This is a genomic window from Methylobacterium endophyticum, from assembly GCF_050591105.1.
Lineage (GTDB): Bacteria > Pseudomonadota > Alphaproteobacteria > Rhizobiales > Beijerinckiaceae > Methylobacterium.
Genome location: NZ_JBNHES010000025.1, coordinates 19,087 through 37,268, shown reverse-complemented (window position 1 = coordinate 37,268; position 18,182 = coordinate 19,087). Strand labels below are relative to the sequence as shown.

The 18,182-nt window shown below is 70.3% G+C and carries 21 protein-coding genes; 10 read left to right on the top strand and 11 right to left on the bottom strand.

Annotated features, from left to right (window positions below; all coding sequences use genetic code 11):
- The first annotated feature begins 558 nt into the window (after nt 1-558).
- Nucleotides 559-2,031: a glucose-6-phosphate dehydrogenase gene (zwf, locus tag ACP56T_RS20380; protein ID WP_430913986.1), complete on the top strand. Its 1,473-nt coding sequence runs from the start codon at nt 559-561 to the stop codon at nt 2,029-2,031.
- A 33-nt stretch (nt 2,032-2,064) separates the two neighbouring features.
- Here zwf and ACP56T_RS20375 read toward each other — a convergent pair whose 3' ends face one another.
- A complete protein-coding gene (locus ACP56T_RS20375) occupies nt 2,065-2,829 on the bottom strand; it encodes a ComF family protein (protein ID WP_430913990.1) in 765 nt (254 codons plus the stop codon).
- Nucleotides 2,826-3,056, bottom strand: a complete 231-nt coding sequence (locus tag ACP56T_RS20370) for a hypothetical protein (RefSeq protein WP_430913985.1) — start codon at nt 3,054-3,056, stop codon at nt 2,826-2,828. Before ACP56T_RS20370 ends, ACP56T_RS20375 begins: the two co-directional genes overlap by 4 nt.
- A gap of 159 nt (nt 3,057-3,215) precedes the next feature.
- Here ACP56T_RS20370 and ACP56T_RS20365 point away from each other — a divergent pair, with 159 nt between their 5' ends.
- Both ACP56T_RS20365 and ACP56T_RS20360 read left to right on the top strand, forming a co-directional pair.
- Nucleotides 3,216-4,112 carry a methyltransferase domain-containing protein gene (locus ACP56T_RS20365; RefSeq protein WP_430913984.1) on the top strand — a complete coding sequence of 299 codons (897 nt, stop codon included), beginning with the start codon at nt 3,216-3,218 and terminating at the stop codon, nt 4,110-4,112.
- Nucleotides 4,109-4,468: a DUF427 domain-containing protein gene (locus ACP56T_RS20360; RefSeq protein WP_430913983.1), complete on the top strand. Its 360-nt coding sequence runs from the start codon at nt 4,109-4,111 to the stop codon at nt 4,466-4,468. Before ACP56T_RS20365 ends, ACP56T_RS20360 begins: the two co-directional genes overlap by 4 nt.
- A gap of 25 nt (nt 4,469-4,493) precedes the next feature.
- Here the strand turns inward: ACP56T_RS20360 and ACP56T_RS20355 are convergent, their stop codons facing one another.
- The 7 genes from ACP56T_RS20355 to crcB all read right to left on the bottom strand — a co-directional run bounded on the left by ACP56T_RS20355 (nt 4,494) and on the right by crcB (nt 7,614).
- Nucleotides 4,494-5,021 (bottom strand): DUF4142 domain-containing protein, encoded by a 528-nt coding sequence (locus tag ACP56T_RS20355; RefSeq protein WP_430913982.1) that lies wholly within the window; start codon nt 5,019-5,021, stop codon nt 4,494-4,496.
- Nucleotides 5,022-5,118: 97 nt separating this feature from the next.
- The gene (locus ACP56T_RS20350) at nt 5,119-5,358 is read right to left on the bottom strand and encodes a DUF2188 domain-containing protein (protein WP_430913981.1); all 240 of its coding nucleotides are present in this window, start codon (nt 5,356-5,358) and stop codon (nt 5,119-5,121) included.
- 72 nt (nt 5,359-5,430) lie between these two features.
- The gene (locus ACP56T_RS20345; protein WP_430913980.1) at nt 5,431-5,775 is read right to left on the bottom strand and encodes a hypothetical protein; all 345 of its coding nucleotides are present in this window, start codon (nt 5,773-5,775) and stop codon (nt 5,431-5,433) included.
- Complete coding sequence (locus ACP56T_RS20340) at nt 5,772-5,930, bottom strand: hypothetical protein (protein ID WP_430913979.1); 159 nt, start codon at nt 5,928-5,930, stop codon at nt 5,772-5,774. The genes ACP56T_RS20345 and ACP56T_RS20340 overlap by 4 nt, the downstream gene beginning before the upstream one ends.
- 203 nt (nt 5,931-6,133) lie before the next feature.
- Nucleotides 6,134-6,802: a M15 family metallopeptidase gene (locus tag ACP56T_RS20335; RefSeq protein ID WP_430913978.1), complete on the bottom strand. Its 669-nt coding sequence runs from the start codon at nt 6,800-6,802 to the stop codon at nt 6,134-6,136.
- Nucleotides 6,803-6,805: 3 nt separating this feature from the next.
- A complete protein-coding gene (locus ACP56T_RS20330; protein WP_430913977.1) occupies nt 6,806-7,243 on the bottom strand; it encodes an EamA family transporter in 438 nt (145 codons plus the stop codon).
- Nucleotides 7,244-7,245: 2 nt separating this feature from the next.
- Entirely contained in the window at nt 7,246-7,614 is a 369-nt protein-coding gene (gene crcB / locus ACP56T_RS20325) for a fluoride efflux transporter CrcB (protein ID WP_430913976.1), read from the bottom strand.
- 176 nt (nt 7,615-7,790) lie between these two features.
- Here crcB and ACP56T_RS20320 point away from each other — a divergent pair, with 176 nt between their 5' ends.
- The 3 genes from ACP56T_RS20320 to ACP56T_RS20310 are packed head-to-tail and all read left to right on the top strand — an operon-like array spanning nt 7,791 to nt 12,764.
- Entirely contained in the window at nt 7,791-9,185 is a 1,395-nt protein-coding gene (locus ACP56T_RS20320; RefSeq protein WP_430913975.1) for a M20/M25/M40 family metallo-hydrolase, read from the top strand.
- Between the two features lie 13 nt (nt 9,186-9,198).
- The gene (locus ACP56T_RS20315; protein WP_430913974.1) at nt 9,199-10,956 is read left to right on the top strand and encodes a glycosyltransferase; all 1,758 of its coding nucleotides are present in this window, start codon (nt 9,199-9,201) and stop codon (nt 10,954-10,956) included.
- Nucleotides 10,953-12,764 carry a hypothetical protein gene (locus ACP56T_RS20310; protein WP_430913973.1) on the top strand — a complete coding sequence of 604 codons (1,812 nt, stop codon included), beginning with the start codon at nt 10,953-10,955 and terminating at the stop codon, nt 12,762-12,764. The genes ACP56T_RS20315 and ACP56T_RS20310 overlap by 4 nt, the downstream gene beginning before the upstream one ends.
- Before the next feature lie 9 nt (nt 12,765-12,773).
- Here ACP56T_RS20310 and ACP56T_RS20305 read toward each other — a convergent pair whose 3' ends face one another.
- Both ACP56T_RS20305 and ACP56T_RS20300 read right to left on the bottom strand, forming a co-directional pair.
- Nucleotides 12,774-13,157, bottom strand: coding sequence for a DoxX family protein (locus tag ACP56T_RS20305; protein WP_430913972.1), 384 nt, complete (start codon nt 13,155-13,157; stop codon nt 12,774-12,776).
- Between the two features lie 456 nt (nt 13,158-13,613).
- Entirely contained in the window at nt 13,614-13,814 is a 201-nt protein-coding gene (locus tag ACP56T_RS20300) for a hypothetical protein (protein WP_430913989.1), read from the bottom strand.
- Nucleotides 13,815-14,084: 270 nt separating this feature from the next.
- On the opposite strand from ACP56T_RS20300, the gene ACP56T_RS20295 reads away from it, so the two are divergent.
- The 4 genes from ACP56T_RS20295 (at nt 14,085) to ACP56T_RS20280 (ending at nt 18,152) form a co-directional block, all read left to right on the top strand.
- The gene (locus ACP56T_RS20295) at nt 14,085-14,342 is read left to right on the top strand and encodes a phosphopantetheine-binding protein (protein ID WP_430913971.1); all 258 of its coding nucleotides are present in this window, start codon (nt 14,085-14,087) and stop codon (nt 14,340-14,342) included.
- Nucleotides 14,329-15,714, top strand: coding sequence for a class I adenylate-forming enzyme family protein (locus ACP56T_RS20290; protein WP_430913970.1), 1,386 nt, complete (start codon nt 14,329-14,331; stop codon nt 15,712-15,714). Before ACP56T_RS20295 ends, ACP56T_RS20290 begins: the two co-directional genes overlap by 14 nt.
- Before the next feature lie 4 nt (nt 15,715-15,718).
- Nucleotides 15,719-16,456, top strand: coding sequence for an SDR family NAD(P)-dependent oxidoreductase (locus ACP56T_RS20285; RefSeq protein WP_430913988.1), 738 nt, complete (start codon nt 15,719-15,721; stop codon nt 16,454-16,456).
- Nucleotides 16,457-17,384: 928 nt separating this feature from the next.
- Entirely contained in the window at nt 17,385-18,152 is a 768-nt protein-coding gene (locus ACP56T_RS20280) for a nucleotidyltransferase family protein (RefSeq protein ID WP_430913969.1), read from the top strand.
- Nucleotides 18,153-18,182 lie beyond the last annotated feature (30 nt).

The window sequence follows — 18,182 nt, the reverse complement described above, 5'->3', positions numbered from 1 at the left end:
GCCGCCTCGCGCGCAACATCTTGGCGTCACACCCGTCCGACCTGCCCATCCGCAAGAAGATGAAGCACGCCGCGTGGAGCAAAGACTATCTCTTCAATCTCTTTACTCATGTGCGATAGCCCTGCGCAGTGGGGGGAGGGAGGCGCGCGTCGCTTAACGCATCGACCGTAGACCGTACGAGGCGGGTTCTCCGTCCTCTCCGGGGGGGCTCCGGTATCTCCGGCGCATGATCGCTCGGCGCGGCACTGGCAGCGCTCCGCAAGCACGCCGAGGCTTGAGATAGATACCCGACGACCCCGCAAGCGGACGAATCGCCCCGCGCCGCATCGCCCCGACGCGACCAGCATCGCCCTGCCCGAGGCGGCCACCCCCTTCCGGGACGGCCTGCTCCAGATCCGCGATCTGATCGATCCGCGCGCATGGCCAATCGTGGACCCGCGTTTCCGCCCGGCCGACGGCACGGCGCGCCGCCGGGTGGCGAAGCCCTTGCGAGGGGCTTAAACACTTGAGCCTGCGGCGCGCCGCCGGACCTTCACCGTCAGACACCCGGAGTCGTCCTTGGCCACCATCATTCCCGTCGCCTCCTTCGACTGCGTCGTGTTCGGCGCCACCGGAGACCTGACCACCCGCAAGCTGCTCCCGGCCCTGTATTACCGGTTCAAGGACGGGCAGATCCCCGGCACCAGCCGGATCATCGGCGCCTCGCGCTCGGAGCTCTCGGCGGAGGCTTTTCGCGAGCGGGCGCGCGATGCGCTCAAGCGCTTCGTGCCGGCCGACGACCTCTCCGAGGAATCGCTCACCGCCTTCCTCGACCATCTCGACTACGTCGCCGTGGACGGGGCCGGCGAGGACGGCTGGACCGATCTCGCGCAGAAGCTCGCCGAGCGGCCGGATCAGGTGCGGCCCTACTACCTCGCCACCTCGCCCGACCTCTACGGCTCGATCTGCCGCAACCTGTCCAAGCACGGGCTCATCGGCGAGAAGTCCCGCGTCGTGCTGGAAAAGCCCATCGGCAAGGACCTCAAGTCCGCCAAGGCCATCAACGACGCCGTGGGCGAGGTCTTCCCCGAGGAGCAGATCTTCCGCATCGACCATTATCTCGGCAAGGAGACGGTCCAGAACCTGCTGGCGCTGCGCTTCGCCAACACCATCTTCGACCGGCTCTGGACGGCGGACGTCATCGACCACGTCCAGATCACGGTGGCCGAGACCGTCGGCGTCGAGAGCCGGGCGGGCTACTACGACACCTCCGGCGCCCTGCGCGACATGTTGCAGAACCACATCCTGCAACTCCTCTGCCTCACCGCCATGGAGAGCCCGCTCAACCTCGACGCCAATTCCGTGCGCGACGAGAAGCTGAAGGTGCTGCGGGCGCTGAAACCCATCACCGCGCAGGACGTGCAGGCCGTCACCGTGCGCGGCCAGTACGGCGCCGGGGCCGTCGACGGAAAACCCGTCGAGGGCTACCTCAAGGACCTCGGCACCCCGAGCCGCACGGAGACCTTCGTGGCGCTGAAGGTCGAGGTGCAGTCCTGGCGCTGGGCCGGGGTGCCGTTCTACCTGCGCACCGGCAAGCGCATGCCCCAAAAACTCTCCGAGATCGTGGTGCAGTTCCGCGCCTCGCCCTTCTCGATCTTTCCGAGCGAGGCCTTCGGGCGCGAGCCGAACCGGCTCGTCATCCGCCTCCAGCCGCAGGAGGGCATGAAGCTCGAGGTGATGACCAAGGACCCCGGCCCCGGTGGCATGCGCCTGCGCCCGACCAACCTCGACATCTCCTTCGAGGAGACCTTCAAGCAGCGCTACCCGGATGCCTACGAGCGCCTGCTCATGGACGTGGTGCGCGGCAACGCCACGCTGTTCATGCGCCGCGACGAGGTCGAGGCGGCCTGGGCCTGGGCGGACAGCCTAATCAAGGCGTGGAGCGACCGGCCTGAGCCGCCGCGCCCCTACGCGGCCGGAAGCTGGGGCCCCACGGCCTCCATCGCCCTGATCGAGCGCGACGGCCGTACCTGGCATGAGGAGATCCGCTGACGCGGACGGGCACGAAGCGATCGGCCGAGGGGATCAGCCGATCTCCTCGGCCACCAGCGCGAAGGTGAGGAGATCGACGGAGGCCGCCCCCGCGCGGAGCAGGGCGCGGGCCGCTGCATTGCCCGTCGCGCCCGTGGTGGAGACGTCGTCCACGAGCAGGATCTTCCGGCCGGCGACGCGAGGGCGGGCCGCGTCCGGCACCTTGAACGCCCCCTGGAGGTTGCGGGCCCGCGCGGCACGGGTGAGGCCCACCTGTGAGCGCGTCGCCTTGACGCGCGACAGGGCGCGCAGCTCCAGCGGCTTGCCTTCGGCCCGAGCGACCGTCCGCGCAAGAAGCGCGGCCTGGTTGAACCGCCGCCGCCACAGGCGCCAGCGGTGCAGCGGCACCGGCACCACGCAATCGGCCTCCGCGATCAGGTCGCGGCCGCTCGCGGCCATCATCCGGCCCATGATGCCGGCGAGGTCGAGCCGGTCGCCGTATTTGAGTTTGTGAACGAGCTCGCGCGCGACGCCGTCGTAGAGCGCCACCGCCCGCCCGCGCGAAAAGGCCGGCGGATCGGCGATGGCGCGGGCGGAGAGCAGCGTGCCGACACCGAGATCGACGGCGAAGGGCGTGCCGTAGCGCGGGCAGAAGGGCGCCGCGATATGGCGCATCCCCGCCCAGCAGGCCGGGCAGAGCGCGTTCGCCTCCACCGTGGCGGCGCCGCAGGCGACGCAGGAGGGTGGATAGACGAGCCCCAGCGCCCCGCCGAGGGCTCTCGACAGGGCGCCCGCGAAGAGAAGGCGCGCTCCGCTCAGTGCGCGGTCTGCTGCTGCGGCGGCTGGGCCTGCTTCTCCCGGTCGGCCTTGTTGGCCTGGTGGCGGCCGATCGCGCAGCCGGCCGCCGCTCCGACGACGCCATGCCCGGCCATGTGCCCGGCGATGCCGCCGACGACGGCGCCCTTGATGCAGCCCTTCGCCTCGGCGCCCGTGGAGAGGGCGAGGACGGTGAGCGCCGTCGCGGCGCAGAGGACGATCCGTTTCATTTCACCAATCTCCCAGTCCGGCAAAGGCTCATGTCCGGCGTGGAGCTGCAACGGCCGGCGACGATTCCCGTTCCGGGCTCCCGAAATCGTGTTGTCCATGGCGGCGCGCGATGGCGGGGCGCTGGCATCCGGCGGCCGTAGGCGCCATGTCTGACGGATATGGACCGGCCCCCTCCTCTCTTCGACACGACGCTCGCCCGCTCCCGTCTCGTGCGGGCGCGCAGGGCCGGCTATGCGGGTTTCCTGCTGGAGCGCGCCGTCGAGGATCTCGACGACCGCCTGTCGGCCGTGCTGCGACGCTTCCCCGTCGCCCTCGATCTCGCCACCCCCGCGCCCGATGCCGCCGCCCGGCTCCTCGCCTCCGGGCGCAGCGAGCGGGTGCTGCGTCTCGCCCCGGCGCCGGAGCCCATGGGCGGGCACGCCCTGGCGGTGGCCGATCCCGAGGTGCTGCCGGTCCGGCCGGGAAGCGTCGACCTCGCCGTGTCGCTGCTCGCGCTCCATCAGGTCAACGACCTGCCGGGCACGCTGGTGCAGGTGCGCCGCGCCCTCAAGCCCGACGGGCTCTTCGTCGCCTGCCTGCTCGGCGGCCGCAGCCTGACCGAGCTGCGCCGCAGCTTCGCCGAGGCGGAAGCGGAGGTCGAGGGCGGCATCAGCCCGCGCGTCGCCCCCTTCGCCGAGGTGCGCGAGATCGGGGCGCTCTTGCAGCGCGCCGGCTTCGCGCTGCCCGTCACCGACACCGAGACGCTCACGGTCCGCTATGCCGACCCCTTCGCGCTGATGCGGGACCTGCGCGCCATGGGCATGACCAACGCGCTCGCCGAGCGCCGCCGCACGCCGCTACGCCGTGAGACGCTGCTGCGCGCGGCCTCCTTCTACGCGGAGCACTTCTCCGACCCGGACGGGCGGGTGCGCGCCACCTTCGAGATCCTCTGGCTGTCGGGCTGGGCCCCGCACGAGAGCCAGCAGAAGCCGCTCCGTCCCGGCAGCGCCAAGGCGCGCCTGGCGGATGCGCTCGGCACCGCCGAACTCTCCCCCGACACCGGAGGCAAGCCGTGAAGGAACCCGGCCCCGACCATCCCATCGCGATCACGCCGCATCCGCGTCCCGTTCGGGTCCGGCTGAACGGGGCGATCGTCGCCGAGACCCGCTCGGCCCTGGCGCTGAAGGAGGCGAGCTACCCCGTCGTCCTCTACATCCCGCGCGCCGATATCGACGCCGCGTTCCTCGCGCCGAGCGAGCGCACCAGTGTCTGTCCCTACAAGGGCACGGCGAGCTACCATCACCTGAGCGTCGGCGGCGTCCGGCGCGCGGACGCCGCCTGGAGCTACGAGACGCCCCATCCGGCGGTGGCGGCCATCGCCGGCCATCTCGCCTTCTATCCCGACAGGGTGGATTCCATCGAGGAAGGCTGAGGGCCGGCGCGGCAGCGCTCGCCTGCTACTTGTCGAGGTCCTCGGCCATCTTCAGGTGGCCTTCTAGCGCCGGCCGGGTCTTGGCCGCCCACGCCTTGAGGTCGGCGTTCTCGCCGCCGTCGCCGTAGCGCTTGAACAGGTCCACGGCGTCCTTGTGCGCCTTCACCTGATCGCTGTGATACTGCTTGGTGAAGTCGCCGCCCTTCAGCCCGGCCAGCGTGTCGAGCTTCTTCTGGTGGGCGCTGTCGAGCTCCGCCGGCAGGGCGGCCTGGACCTTGCCGCTCTCGACCAGGCCCTTGAGTTCACCCGACGTCTTGCGGTGATCGGCGATCATCTGCTTGGCGAAGGTCTTGGTGGCCTCGTCGGCGCGCTCGGCCGCGAGTTCGCTGGACTTGATCTCGAACATGTCGCTCACCGCGACTTCCTTGACGAAATCGGCCGTTTTCGGCGCGATGCCGATCAGCGAATTGACGCCGGTCTTCTCGCCGATGGATTGGGCCAGCACGGGCGTCGCGGCGAAGAGCCCGGCGGCGACCAGGACATGGAGTTTCATGGCGGTCTTCCTCTCGTTGTGTGAACGGGGAAGACCGTGGCGAGCGGCCAAGTTCCGACGACGCGCCGGGTGGTGCGGCGCGCCGCCGGACGGGGACTCAGTCCTCGACCTTGGCCACGGGCCGGTCGTCGCCGCGCGCGGTCTCGTCGTGCCAGCCGCCCTTGCCGTCCTGGTAGCGGATGCCCTCGGTGGAGCCCGGCACCTGCTGCTCGGCGGCGGCCGCCTGGGCGGCCTGAAGCGCCTCGGCCCGGCTCGGGAAGGTCTCGGAGAAGACGTCGCCGACCTTGTAGGCGTAGCCGCCGTCATGCTCGACGATGTGGTAGGTGATCTCGCTCATGTCGCCTCTCGAACCGTGTCATGGGTCGTCGAAGCGCGAACACGCCTGGGCGGGCGGGGGTTCCGAGACGCGTCAGGCGTGGCCGACGGCGGGCATGCGCGCGAGATCGCGGCGCGGCGGCCCGAGCAGCGCGGCGGCGAGGTTCGCCTCCAGCACGATGAGGTCGCCGTCCGGCTCCGGTTCCCAGCCGCAGCCGCAGGCATGGGGCCCCTGGTGGGCGTCCGCCACCTGCCGGTAGAGCGCGCCGACCACCCGCGCCGCGATCTCCAACGCCGCCATCGGCGGCATCGGCCGGTCGGCGAGGCCGCGCCAGAACGCCTTGGTCAGGGCGAGCTCCATCGCCTCCTGGTTGCGCGCCAGGGCGTCGCGCTCGCGTTCGCGCCGCGCGCGCTCGCCCACCGTGGTGCCCGCGCTCATGCCCGCTCTCCGATGGCCCGCACCCGCACGGGCACCCTCTCCGGCTCCCGGCCGAAGGCGAGATCGCCCAGGCGATGCAGCCGCAGGTCGATGCTGGAACCGTCCCACCACGCGAGCCGCGCGCAGGTTCGGATCACGTCGAGAATTCCGGCCATGCCTGCCGTCCTCCGAAGCGATCGCGGCCTCGCGGGCCGCCCTCGAGCAGGTCATCGCCGTCATCGGCAGAGGATGCAAGCAGAAATTGAAATATTGGAACGAGTATAAATCGCCTTTGTCTTGAAATGTCGGCATTCATACTTTGGAGCGGTTCGATTTTTCCTGAAAAAGATCCGGTCTCGGGGCGGGTTGCGGATGGCGCTCACCGCACCGGCAGGTCGAAGGCCCGGTTCGGGAACGGCTCGCGCCGCAGGGTGAAGTGCCACCATTCGGCGGCGTAGGGGGAGAAGCCCGCGCCCTCCATGGCGGCCCTCAGGCGTCGCCGATTCGCCCGCGCTTCGGGCGCGACGGCCGTCGAGGCGGGAGCGGAATCGGGGGAGAAGCGGTCGAAGGGCGTGCCCATGTCGAGCTCGCCCCCGTCGACGCGGCGCACCAGGGTCAGGTCCACGGTGGAGCCGCGCGAATGGGCCGAGCGTTCGGCGATGTAGCCGAGGCGGAACAGGTCGCGCTTGTCGACATCCGGGTAATAGGCCTTGCGCATCTTGGTATCGGCCGGGTCGCGGGCCCAGGCGGCGAAATCCGCCACCGCGCGCAGGGGCCGGTAGCAGTCGAACACCTTGAGCCCCAGGCCTTCGCGGGCGAGCGCCGTCGCGGCCTTCGAGAGGGCGGCGGCGGCCTGCGGGGTCAGCAGGCAGCGCGGCGCCTCGTAGCCTGCGATGGGGCGGCCGACGAAGTTGTCGCTGCCGGCGTAGCGCATCTCGACGGCGAGCCCCGGCACGCGGGTCGCGGCGTCGATGAAAGGTCCGTCCGCTCGGGCCGGGAGGGTGGCCGCCAGGAGGGCGGCTGCCGCGAGCGCGCGAGATCCGGCCATGGCTCAGCCCGAGACGGCGACGAGGACGGCGCCACCGGCGATCAGCCCGACGCCGAGCCAGCCCGCCGGCGAGAGCGTCTCGCCGAGGAAGAGCGCGGCGAAGACCGCCACGAACACCACGCTCAGCTTGTCGATGGGCGCGACCCGGCCGGCATCGCCCAGCGACAGCGCCCGGAAGTAGCAGAGCCAGGAGGCGCCCGTGGCGAGCCCCGAGAGCACCAGGAAGAGGAGGGACCGCCCGCCGATGGAGGCCAGCGCCGCGCCCTGCCCGGTCGCGGCGACGATGGCTGCGGCGAAGGCCAGGATCACCACCGTGCGCACCAGGGTCGCGACGTCGGAGGGGACGCCCGCGACGCCGAGCTTCGCGAGGATCGCGGTCAGCGCCGCGAAACCCGCCGACAGGATCGCCCAGACGCGCCAGGACAGGCCCGAATCCTCCATGGTCAGAGCAGCGCGCGCATGGCGAGCAGGCCGGCGAAGAGGCCGCCGATGCCGAGCGCAACCGAGCCGACGACGTAGAGGAAGGCCGCCCCCGTCTCGCCGCGCTCCAGCAGCAGCACGGCGTCGAGGGAATAGGAGGAGAAGGTGGTGAAGCCGCCCAGGATCCCCACCGCGACGAACAGGCGCCATGCCTGGGTGGCGTCGCGCTGGGCGAACCAGCCGGCGAACAGGCCCATGGCGACGGAGCCGGCGATATTGATGCCCATGGTGCCGATGGGAAAGGACGAGCCCAGCCGCATGGCCGCCATGCCGACGGCGTGCCGCGCCATGCCGCCGAGGCCGGCGCCGAGAAAGACCAGAAGAAAACCCAAGGCGCCCATGTCGCAGTCCGTGCCGGGGGGGATGGCGTCACCCTATCTGCCGCGCGGCGCGCATGGGTGTCCACCGCAGGAACGGGCCGTCGCGGATGCGTTCGGGGTTTCCGTTCCGGGCCAGCCTCGGCTAACGCTGACGCGAGATGCGACACGGCAAGCCCGAAGGACGCGCGATGGCAGACCTCGACCCGATCCTGAACGACATCGACGCCGATCTCGACAACGCCCTGGAGCGGCTGTTCACGTTCCTGCGCATCCCCTCGATCTCGACGGACCCGGCCTTCGCCACCCATTGCCGGGAGGCCGCCGCGTGGCTCGAGGGCACGCTGACGGCCCTCGGCTTCGAGACCACCGTCGAGGAGACCTCGCTGCACCCGGTGGTGCTGGCCAGCGCGCCGAAGCCCGGCACGCCGCATCTGCTGTTCTACGGCCATTACGACGTGCAGCCCGTCGACCCGCTGGACCAGTGGGAGACGCCGCCCTTCGAGCCGCGCATCGCCACGGATGCGAACGGCGCCAAGCGGATCGTCGGGCGCGGCGCCTCCGACGACAAGGGCCAAGTGATGACCTTCATCGAGGCCTGCCGGGCCTGGAAGGCCATGGCCGGGGAGCTGCCCTGCGGCGTCACCATCCTGATCGAGGGCGCCGAGGAGAACGGTTCGCAGGGGCTGCCCGAATGGGTCGCGGCCAATCGCGACAGGCTGGGCGCCGACATCGTGCTCGTCTGCGACACCAGCATGTGGAACCCCTCGACGCCGGCGATCACCACCTCGCTGCGCGGGCTCGCCTATTTCGAGGTGAAGGTCACCTGCGCTTCGCGCGACCTGCATTCGGGGTTCTTCGGCGGCGCCGCGCGCAACCCGATCCACGTCCTCTCGAAGATCATCGCCGACCTCCACGACGCCGAGGGCAGGGTGACGCTGCCGGGCTTCTACGAGGGCGTGCGCGAGCCGCCGGAGGACCTTCTGGCGCAGTGGCGCGGGCTCGATCTCAGCGCCGAGAAGTTCCTGGGGCCCATCGGCCTGAAGGAGCCGGCCGGAGAGCGCGGCAGGATGATCATCGAGCAGGTGCAGTCGCGCCCGGCCTGCGACGTCAACGGCATCATCGGCGGCTACACGGGCGAGGGCACCAAGACGGTCATCGCCTCTACCGCCAGCGCCAAGGTATCGTTCCGGCTCGTGGACGACCAGGATCCGCAGGTGCTGGCCCGGACCTTCGAGGCCTTCGTGCGCGAGCGCGTGCCGGCCGACTGCAAGGTCGAGGTGATCACCTACAAGGGCTCGCGCGCCATCGCGCTGCCCTTCGACATGCCGGAGCTCGCCATCGCCAAGGGCGCGCTCGCCGAGGAGTGGGGCGTGCCGCCCGTCACCGTGGGGGCCGGCGGCTCGATCCCCATCGTGGGCGACTTCAAGCGGCTTCTCGACCGCAACACCCTGCTCATCGGGTTCGGCCTGGACGACGACCGCATCCATGCGCCGAACGAGAAGTACGAGCTCGCGAGCTTCCACAAGGGCACCCGCTCCTGGGCGCGCATCCTCGCGGCCTTCGGCGCGGCGGGGAAGCTCTGAGGGGGCGCCCGCGTTGCGCCTCCTGCCGCGCTTCCTCGCGCGCGCCTTGCGCCCGCGCCCCTTCGGCGGGGTGGCGTTCGACGGCACCGGCTACCGCTTCGCCCGCAAGGCGCGGGGCTATACCTACCTGCCGCCGCGCCGGCCCGAGGACTGGGACGGGGCGCTGCGCGGGCTCGGCGCGCGGCCGCGCTTCTCGATCCTGACGCCGGTCTACGATGTGGAGCGCCGCTTCCTCGAGGCGGCGGTCTCCTCGGTGATCGCGCAGTGGTATCCCGACTGGGAGCTGATCCTCGTCGACGACCGCAGCACCGACCCGGAGACCCGGGCCGGGCTGGAGGCGATCGCGCACCCCCGGATCGAGGTGATCTTCTCGCCGGAGAACCGCGGCATCGCCGCGACCACCAACGCCGCCCTCGCCCAGGCGAGCGGCGACTACGTCGTCTTCCTCGACCATGACGACGCGCTGACGCCGGATTGCCTCTACGAGCTGGCGCTCGCCATCGACCGGACGGGGGCCGACTATGTCTATTCCGACGAGGACAAGATCGATGCGGAGGGCCGCTTCTCCTCGCCCTTCTTCAAGCCGGACTGGTCGCCCGATGCCCTGATGAGCATCATGTATACCTGCCACGTCACGGCCATGCGCCGCGCGCTGGTGGAGGAGGTCGGCGGGCTTCGCGCGGGCTACGAGGGGGCGCAGGACTACGATCTGGCTCTGCGCGTCAGCGAGCGCACGCAAAGGATCGCCCATGTCCCGAAGGTGCTCTACCACTGGCGCACGCTGCCCGCCTCGCTCGCCTCGACCATGGCGGCCAAGCCCTACGCGCACGAATCTGTTCGCCGGCTAAAGGAGGATGCGCTGAGCCGCTGCGGGATTTCCGGGAGGGTCGAGGCGGTGGCCTCCCTGCCGGGGCAGTTCCGGGTGAACTACGCTCCCGTGGGCGAGCCGCTCGTCTCCATCGTGATCCCGACGCGCGACAACCACGCGCTGCTCGCCGCCTGCATCGACTCGATCCTGACGCGCAGCACCTATGCCACTATCGAGATCGCCGTCCTCGACAACGGCAGCGAGGAGCCCGCCACACGGGCCGCCCTCGCCAGGCTGGCGAAGCGCGAAAAGGTCTCGGTGATCTCCGACCCGCGCCCGTTCAACTATTCGGCCATCAACAATCTCGGCGCGGCGGCGACGCGGGGCGAGATCCTGCTCTTCCTCAACGACGACACCGAGGTGGTGACGCCGGACTGGCTGGAGCGGCTGATCGGCTACGCGCAGCGCCCGCATGTGGGCGCGGTGGGCGCGCGCCTGCATTTCCCGGACGGCACCATCCAGCATTGCGGCGTGGTGAACCTCCTCGACGGGCCCGGCCATGCCTTCTACCGGCGCGACGGCGGAAAACCCGCCGATTTCGGCCGCGATACCCTCGACTACGACTGGCTCGCCGTCACCGGCGCCTGCCTCGCCGTGGAGCGCGGAAAGTTCGAGCGGGTCGGCGGCTTCGACGAGAGCCTGCCGGTCGCCTATAACGACGTGGACCTGTGCCTGCGCCTGCACGAGGCCGGGCTCTACAACGTGGTTTGCCAGGCGGCGCGGTTGGTCCACCACGAATCCGCGAGCCGCGGCTCGGACGAGCGGGACCGCGAGAAGCAGGCGCGGCTGCTGCGCGACCGGCACCGGCTCTTCGCCCTGCATCCGCGCCACCTCGCCCGCGACCCGTTCCACAACCCGAACCTCCAGCCGAACAGCGGCCTCTTCCGCCCGTGCCCCGCGTGAGCGTGGCCCTGCTCGAGACGCTGCGCGAAAAAATCGCGGCGGCGGAGGTCGTCTCCTTCGACGTGTTCGACACGCTGTTCCTGCGGCTCGTGGCGAGCCCCGAGGACGTGTTCGACCTCGTCGGCGCGCGCCATGGGCTGCCCGGCTTTCGCAAGGCCCGCATCGCCGCGCAGACCGCCGCCTTCAAGGCGATGCGGGCACAAGGCCGCCGCGAGATCGACCTCGCCGGCATCTATGCCTGCCTGCCCGATCTCGGCGTGCCGGCGGCGGTGCTGAAGGCGTCGGAATGGGAGATCGAGCTGCTGGTGCTGCGGCCGAACCCGCAGGTGGTCGCCGTGCTCGATGCCTGCCGGGGGATGGGCAAGCGCTGCATCCTGCTCTCGGACATGTATCTGCCGAAGGCGTTCTTCTCGGAACTGTGCGCGCGCCACGGCATCGCGGTGGAGCGCGTGATCGTCTCCTCCGACGCGCAAGCGACGAAGCGCGACGACGGTGCCCTGTTCGATCGCGCGGCGCGCCTGCTCGGCGTCGCGCCGGGGGCGATCCTCCATATCGGCGACAACCCGGAATCCGACGTCGCGCGCGGCAGCGAGCGCGGCGTCGCGACGGTGCCGTACCAGCCACCCGCCCCGCGCCCGGCGGCGTCGGGGCCGGCGGAATCCGTGGTCGCGGGGGTGGCCGCCTCCGCCGCCTACGATCCGGAGCACTCGCCCTGGTGGCGCCACGGCTACGCGGCGGGCGGGCCGGCGAGCTTCGCCCTGCTGCGCTGGCTGGAGGAGCGCACCCGCGCCGACGGCATCGACCTGCTGCTCCTGCTCTCGCGCGACGGCTTCACGCTCCGCGCGCTCTGGCCGGAGGGCGGCGTGCGCAGCCTCTACTTCAAGGGCTCGCGGGTGCTGTTCGTGCTCGCGGCCATGACGGAGCGGAATTTCGAGGCGAACATTCCCTTCCTGCTCTCGGGAGGGCGCGGGCTGACCCTTGCCGAGCTGTTCGGCCGCATCGGCGTCGCGTTGCCGGACGAGGCCGCGCTCGCGGGGCTCGGGCTCTCGGCGGATACGGTATTTAGCCGGCATAACGAACGGGAGATCGAGGCGCTGCTGCGGGTGCTGCGCTGGCGGATTCTGCGCGCCTGCATCGCCTGCCGGCGTGGCCTGCACGCGCAGTTGCTGGCGGCCGGCATCCGTGACGGCATGCGCATCGGGCTCTTCGACGTCGGCTGGCGCGGCAGCACGCAGGCCGCCTTCGAGCGGGCGCTGAAGCCGCTCGCCGAGGTGTCGGTGAAGGGCTACTACCTCTGCCTGCACGAGGCGCCGTCGGACGGTTCCGAGCGCGAGGCCCTGCTGACCCCCCGCGTGCTGCCGAAGGGCGTGCTCGCCGCGCTCTACGCCAACCGGGTGGCGGTGGAGCTGTTCTTCTCCGCGCCGCACGGCTCGGTGGTGGGCTGCGATCTCGACGCGGCGGGGGAGGTCGCCTTCCGCGAGGATCCGGGCCGGGGGGCCGATCCGCGCCTGCCCGAGATCGCCGCCGAGATCGATGCCGGCATCCGCGCCTGCGTCGCCGATCTCGCCGGCCTGTCGGAGGCGCTCCCGCTCGCATTGCCGCCGGCCGCTCTGGTGGCGCCCCTCGCGGCGCTCGCCACCGCTCCGTCGCCGGAGGCGGCGAACCTCGTCGGGTCGATCTACAACTTCGATTCCTGGGGCAGCTCGACGCGGGTGCGCACCTATGCCGCGCGGCCCGACCCCGGCGTCAGGCGCCTGCGCGGCGACGCCTGGCCCGCCGGTCTCGCGGCGCTGGAGAGGAAGGGCTGACGCCCCGCCTCAACCCCTGCGGTCGAGGCTGAAGGCGCCCGGCCCGGCGGCGCACAGGTAGAGGAAGACGAAGCAGAACAGGATCGAGGCGTCGCCCCCGTTGACCGCCGGGTAAAAGTTCTTCGGCTGATGGAACATGAAATAGGCCACCGCCATGTTGCCGCAGAGCAGGAAGGCGACCGGCCGGGTGAACAGCCCGAGGATGACGAGCGCGCCGCCGACGATCTCGATGACGCCCTGGACGCCGAACAGAGAGAACAGCTCTGGTTTGGCCATCGTCCGCTCCGGGAAATTGAACAGCTTCTGCGTGCCGTGCTCCAGGAAGAGTAGTCCGGTGACGATGCGCAGGATCCCGAGGGCGTGAGGGGCGTAGGCGGACGGGCGGAAGGCCATGGGGGTGATGTCTCCTTGGATGCCGGGCGGCATCGCCGGGGTGCCCGGCCCTTGTCAATCGCCATCAGGGCGGGCCGCCCCACGCCGATCGTGGCACGCTTGCATCGCCGTCAACCTTGATGCGCGGCAACCGTGGGAAAGGTGCGCTGTGTTACCTCCGCTGAAGGTTCGTTGCCGCTAGAACCACCCTGCGAATCGGGGATTTTGCATTCAGGCCGCAGGTCTGGCCCGAGCCGCGACACCGCCAACGCCGGGCAGCAGCATATTCATGACCGTGATCGCGCTCATCATCGCCGGAAACCTCGTCCTTGCCGGCTTCTTCTCCCTCGTCGCCGTCGCTCTCGACTGACGGGCCCATGCGCGAAAGGCGGACCGCCGCCGCGCCCCATGGGGCCGGCGTGATTCGCGAGCAGACATATCCCCGATGACGACGGGCGCCGGGCCCGGTTCTCCGGCTCAGCGCTTGGGACGGTCCAGGCGCTCCAGCAGGCTCTCGATGCGCTCGCCGAACGGCGTCGCCAGGCTGTCGGCGTAGAGCCCCCGGAGATTGCGGCCCAGATGCCGGCGCACGTTCGCGCCGAGGCGCGGGGCGGCGGCCTTGTCGTCGGCGTCGCGCTCGGGATGGGTATCCCGCCCGGAGCTTCCCGCGATGACCATGGTCACGACACCCCTTCCGCGTGGGAGAGCCGCGAGGATGGCAGCCCTTGGTTAAGGGCCCGTCACCGGAATCGCGCGGCGATCGCGATTGCCGTTGCCTGCCGGCGGCTTGGCGCCCGAGCGGCGGACGCGTGCCGGCGCAACGGATTTACCGTATTCGTCAACCAATTCTCTCCTTCATCATGTCGAGTTGAAGCTGTTGTCGAGGTGATGGTGCGGGAATAGTGTCGAGGCTCCCGGATTTCAGGACGCCCGTCAGGATCACCCGCCATGTCGACACGCTCCATCGTCATCGATAACATCGTTCAGGTCGCGGCCGAGCAGGACAAGGCCCTTGCGCCCATGAGCGACGACCTCGTGCTGCTCGAGTCGGGCCTCGATTCCCTCTGCTTCGCGATCCTGGTGAGCCGGCTGGAGGACGCGCTGGGCGTCGATCCCTTCACGGCCTCGGACGAGATCGTCTTCCCGGTCACGGTCGGCGAGTTCATCGCCCTCTATGAATCGGCGATGGTCGATGTCGCGGCCTGAGATGCGCTCCCTGCGCGAGGCGCTCGCTCGAGGCGCGGGCGCGCCGGGGCGGATGCTGCACGGGCTCGACCGTGCCATCCCCTTCGCGGACCTGCTCGACCTGAACTGCCTCGGCGGCGACGTTGCCGGGCGCCGGGTGCTGCTCGCGACCAGCGACCAGTTCATGGCGGCGCTGGCGCTGATCGCCCTCGACGGGCTCGCCGAGGCCGTCGTGCTCTGCCCGCCCGATCTGGCGCCCGAGCACCTTCCCGTGATCGCCGGGCGCGCCCGCGCCGACCGTCTCGTCACCGACCGGCCGCGCTCGGCCTTCCCCGGTCTCGATGCGCTGCCGATCGTGGACTGCGCCTGGCCTCCGGTGCCGGCGGCCCGCGAGCCGGCCTTCGAGCGGCCGACCGAGTGGCTGCTGCTGACCTCGGGCACCACCGGCGTGCCGAAGCTCGTGCGCCACGACCTCGCCGGGCTCACCGCCGCGATCAGGCCGCCGGCCGCGGACGCGCCGTCCCCCGTCTGGGCGACCTTCTACGATATCCGCCGCTACGGCGGCCTCCAGATCTTCTTGCGCGGCGTTCTTGGGACGGGCTCGCTGGTGCTCTCGCAGGCGGGCGAGGCGATCTCCGACCACCTGCACCGGCTCGGCCGGCACGGGGCGACGCATGTCTCCGGCACGCCCTCGCATTGGCGGCGCGTGCTGATGAGCCCGGCCCGTTCGGCGATGGCGCCGGGCTACGTGCGGCTCTCCGGCGAGATCGCCGACCAGGCGGTGCTCGACGGCCTGCGCGAGGCGTTCCCGGGCGCCTCTGTCGGCCACGCCTACGCCTCCACCGAGGCCGGCGTCGGCTTCGAGGTGACGGACGGGTTGGAGGGCTTTCCGACCGATTACGTCGGGCGCGCGGGCGCCGAGGTGGAGATGCGGGTGGTCGACGGCAGCTTGCGCATCCGCTCGCGCCGCGCGGCGTCCGACTATGTCGGCGCGGACGGGCTGGCGCTCGCGGACGCGGACGGTTTCGTCGATACCGGCGACATGGTGGAGGAGCGCGCGGGCCGCTACCACTTCGTCGGGCGGCGCGGCGGCATCATCAATGTCGGCGGCCTCAAGGTCCACCCGGAGGAGGTCGAGGCGGTCATCAACCGGCACGCGCGGGTGCGCATGTCGCTCGTCGAGGGCCGCCGCAACCCGATCACCGGCGCCATCGTCTCGGCGAGCGTCGTTCTGGAGCCGGCAAACGATGCTGGCCCGGACGACGAGGTGAAGAAGGAGATCCTCGCCGCCTGCCGTGCGGAGCTGAGCCCGCACAAGGTGCCGGCGATGCTGCGCATCGTGCCGAGCCTCGATGTCACCGCCGCCGGAAAGCTCGCGAGGCGTCATGCCTGAGACCATGCGCAACGTTCTCGTCACGGGCGCGAGCCGGGGCCTGGGGCTCGCCATGGCCGAGAGGCTCGCGGGCTCCGGCTTCTCGGTGATCGCCGTCGCGCGCAAGGACAGCGAGGCGCTCCTGGCGGCTTCCGAGACCGCGCGGGCGGCGGAGCGCGGCGCCATCGCCTTCCGCCCGGCCGACCTCTCCGACATCGACGGGCTGGGCCCGCTGGTCCGGCAGGTCCGCAAGGAGTTCGGGCCGCTCTACGGGCTGGTGAACAACGCCGCCATCGGCACCGAGGGGCTGCTCGCCACCATGCAGAACCCGCATGTGGAGGCGCTGATCCGCCTCAACGTGCTCTCGCCGATCATGCTCACCAAGTTCGTGGTGCGCGGGATGATGGCCGACGGCAAGGGCGGGCGCATCGTCAACATGTCCTCGATCATCGCCTCCACCGGCTACAGCGCGCTCTCGGTCTACGCCGCCACCAAGGCGTCGATGGTGGGCTTCACCAAGTCGCTCGCCCGCGAGGTCGGCCATCTCGGCATCACCGTGAACGCGGTGGCGCCGGGCTTCATCGACACCGAGATGACCCAGAGCCTCGGCGAGGAGGACCGCGACCGCATCGCCCGCCGCAGCGCGCTCCGCCGGCTCGCGGAGCCCGCCGACATCGCCAACGCCGTCGATTTCCTGATGGGCGAGGGCGGCCGCAACCTCACCGGCACGGTGCTCACCATCGACGCCGGCAACACGGCTTGACCGTGAGCCCGATTTTTCTAATACAATTAAATGTTAATTTCCGCCTGCAAATTTTATATCTTAAATTCGAGAAGGCGCGCCAGATTATTAGCGCGCCTTCCCAAGTGGTAGATCCTGTGAGGTCGCTACTTTGACTTCTGCCCCTTGGTCTGGTCTTGGCTAAGCGCACTCGCGGCCAGGGATTTCACCTGTGCTTTTGTTGGTGTTACGCTTCCTGAGAGTACTTTCGAAGCCAAGGTTGAGACTTTGGATGAGGTCTGGCGCGGCGGAGGGGACTTCGCCATTCTTACGCTTCCTTAAGCTGCATTGCGGCGGAGGAGAGCGAGCGAGTGGCTCTAGGGGTGTAGACGCCCTTTGAGCACATCATTCACGCGACCGGGGTTGACGTCATAACTTGCTGCTATTCGGTTCTGGAACTCGCCATTCCAGCGCCGAAGCCAAACCGTGATTGCGTCTTCCAATGAGAGCCGACGCGAGGGTCCTTGGGGACTGTCATGCATACTTCAAGGCTCCAAAAATGCGCCTTGGCCGAGTTGACAGTTGTCCGACCGTGCATAAAATGCACATGTCCAGACCGCCTCCGCAACCCGACCAAGGCTTTGCGGATTGGACATGGAGCCGGGGTTGGGAGCCCCGGCTTCGCCATATCAGGTTGGATTTTGACCAGCCTGATGGCATCGTCGCCTGAATCGCGACACTGGTCAATACCCCCGCTTAACCAATAGGCTGAATTCTCGCCAGGATTGCTCGCTGACGGCGATTGGGCATCTTTTGCTAATGCAACCCAGCCGGCAGGCTGCCTGCCCTGTGTGAGCCGGACAAACGTCGAACAGTGAATTCGGGCTTGACCCGAGGGCCCTCTTCCCCACGATGCCGCCGCACCGACACGGGTGCGCCCAAAGCTGCATCCGGGAGCGCCAGACCGGCCATGACCGAGACCGATCCGACGCCGGCCAAGCCCGCCGTTGAGCCCGCCGTCACGCATGCCTTCGTGCTCGCCGCCGGCCTCGGCAAGCGCATGCGCCCCGTCACCGCGACGGTGCCCAAGCCCCTGGTGGAGGTCGCCGGCCGCGCGCTGCTCGATCACGCCCTCGACAGGGTCGCCGAGGCCGGCATCGGCCGGGCGGTGGTCAACGTGCACTGGCTCGCCGACCTGATCGAGGGCCATCTCGCCAAGCGCGGAATCGCGCCCTCCGTCACGGTCTCGGACGAGCGCGGGGCGCTGCTGGAGACCGGCGGCGGCGTCAGAAAGGCGCTGCCGCTGCTGGGCGAGGGCGCCTTCGTCGTGCTCAACTCGGATTCGTTCTGGCTGGAGGGCCCCTCGCCGAACCTCTCGCGGCTGATCGCGGCCTGGGAGGCTGAGCGCATGGACATGCTGCTCCTCGTCGCCCCCACCGCCACCAGCCTCGGCTACGAGGGCGTCGGCGATTTCGTGATGGACGCGGACGGGCGCCTCGAACGGCGCGGGGAGAGGCGTGTCGCGCCCTTCATCTATGCGGGCGTCGCGATCATGACGCCGGCGCTGTTCGCGGACACCCCAGAGGGCTCGTTCTCGCTGAACCTGCTGTTCGACCGCGCCATCGCCGCCGGGCGCCTTCACGGCTTGCGCCTCGACGGCCAGTGGCTTCATGTGGGCACCCCCGAGGCGATCCGGGCGGCGGAAGAGCGGGTGAGGCTCAGCGCGCGCCAGCCCTGACGCACGGATTTGTGAGGGCGCATCCGACCG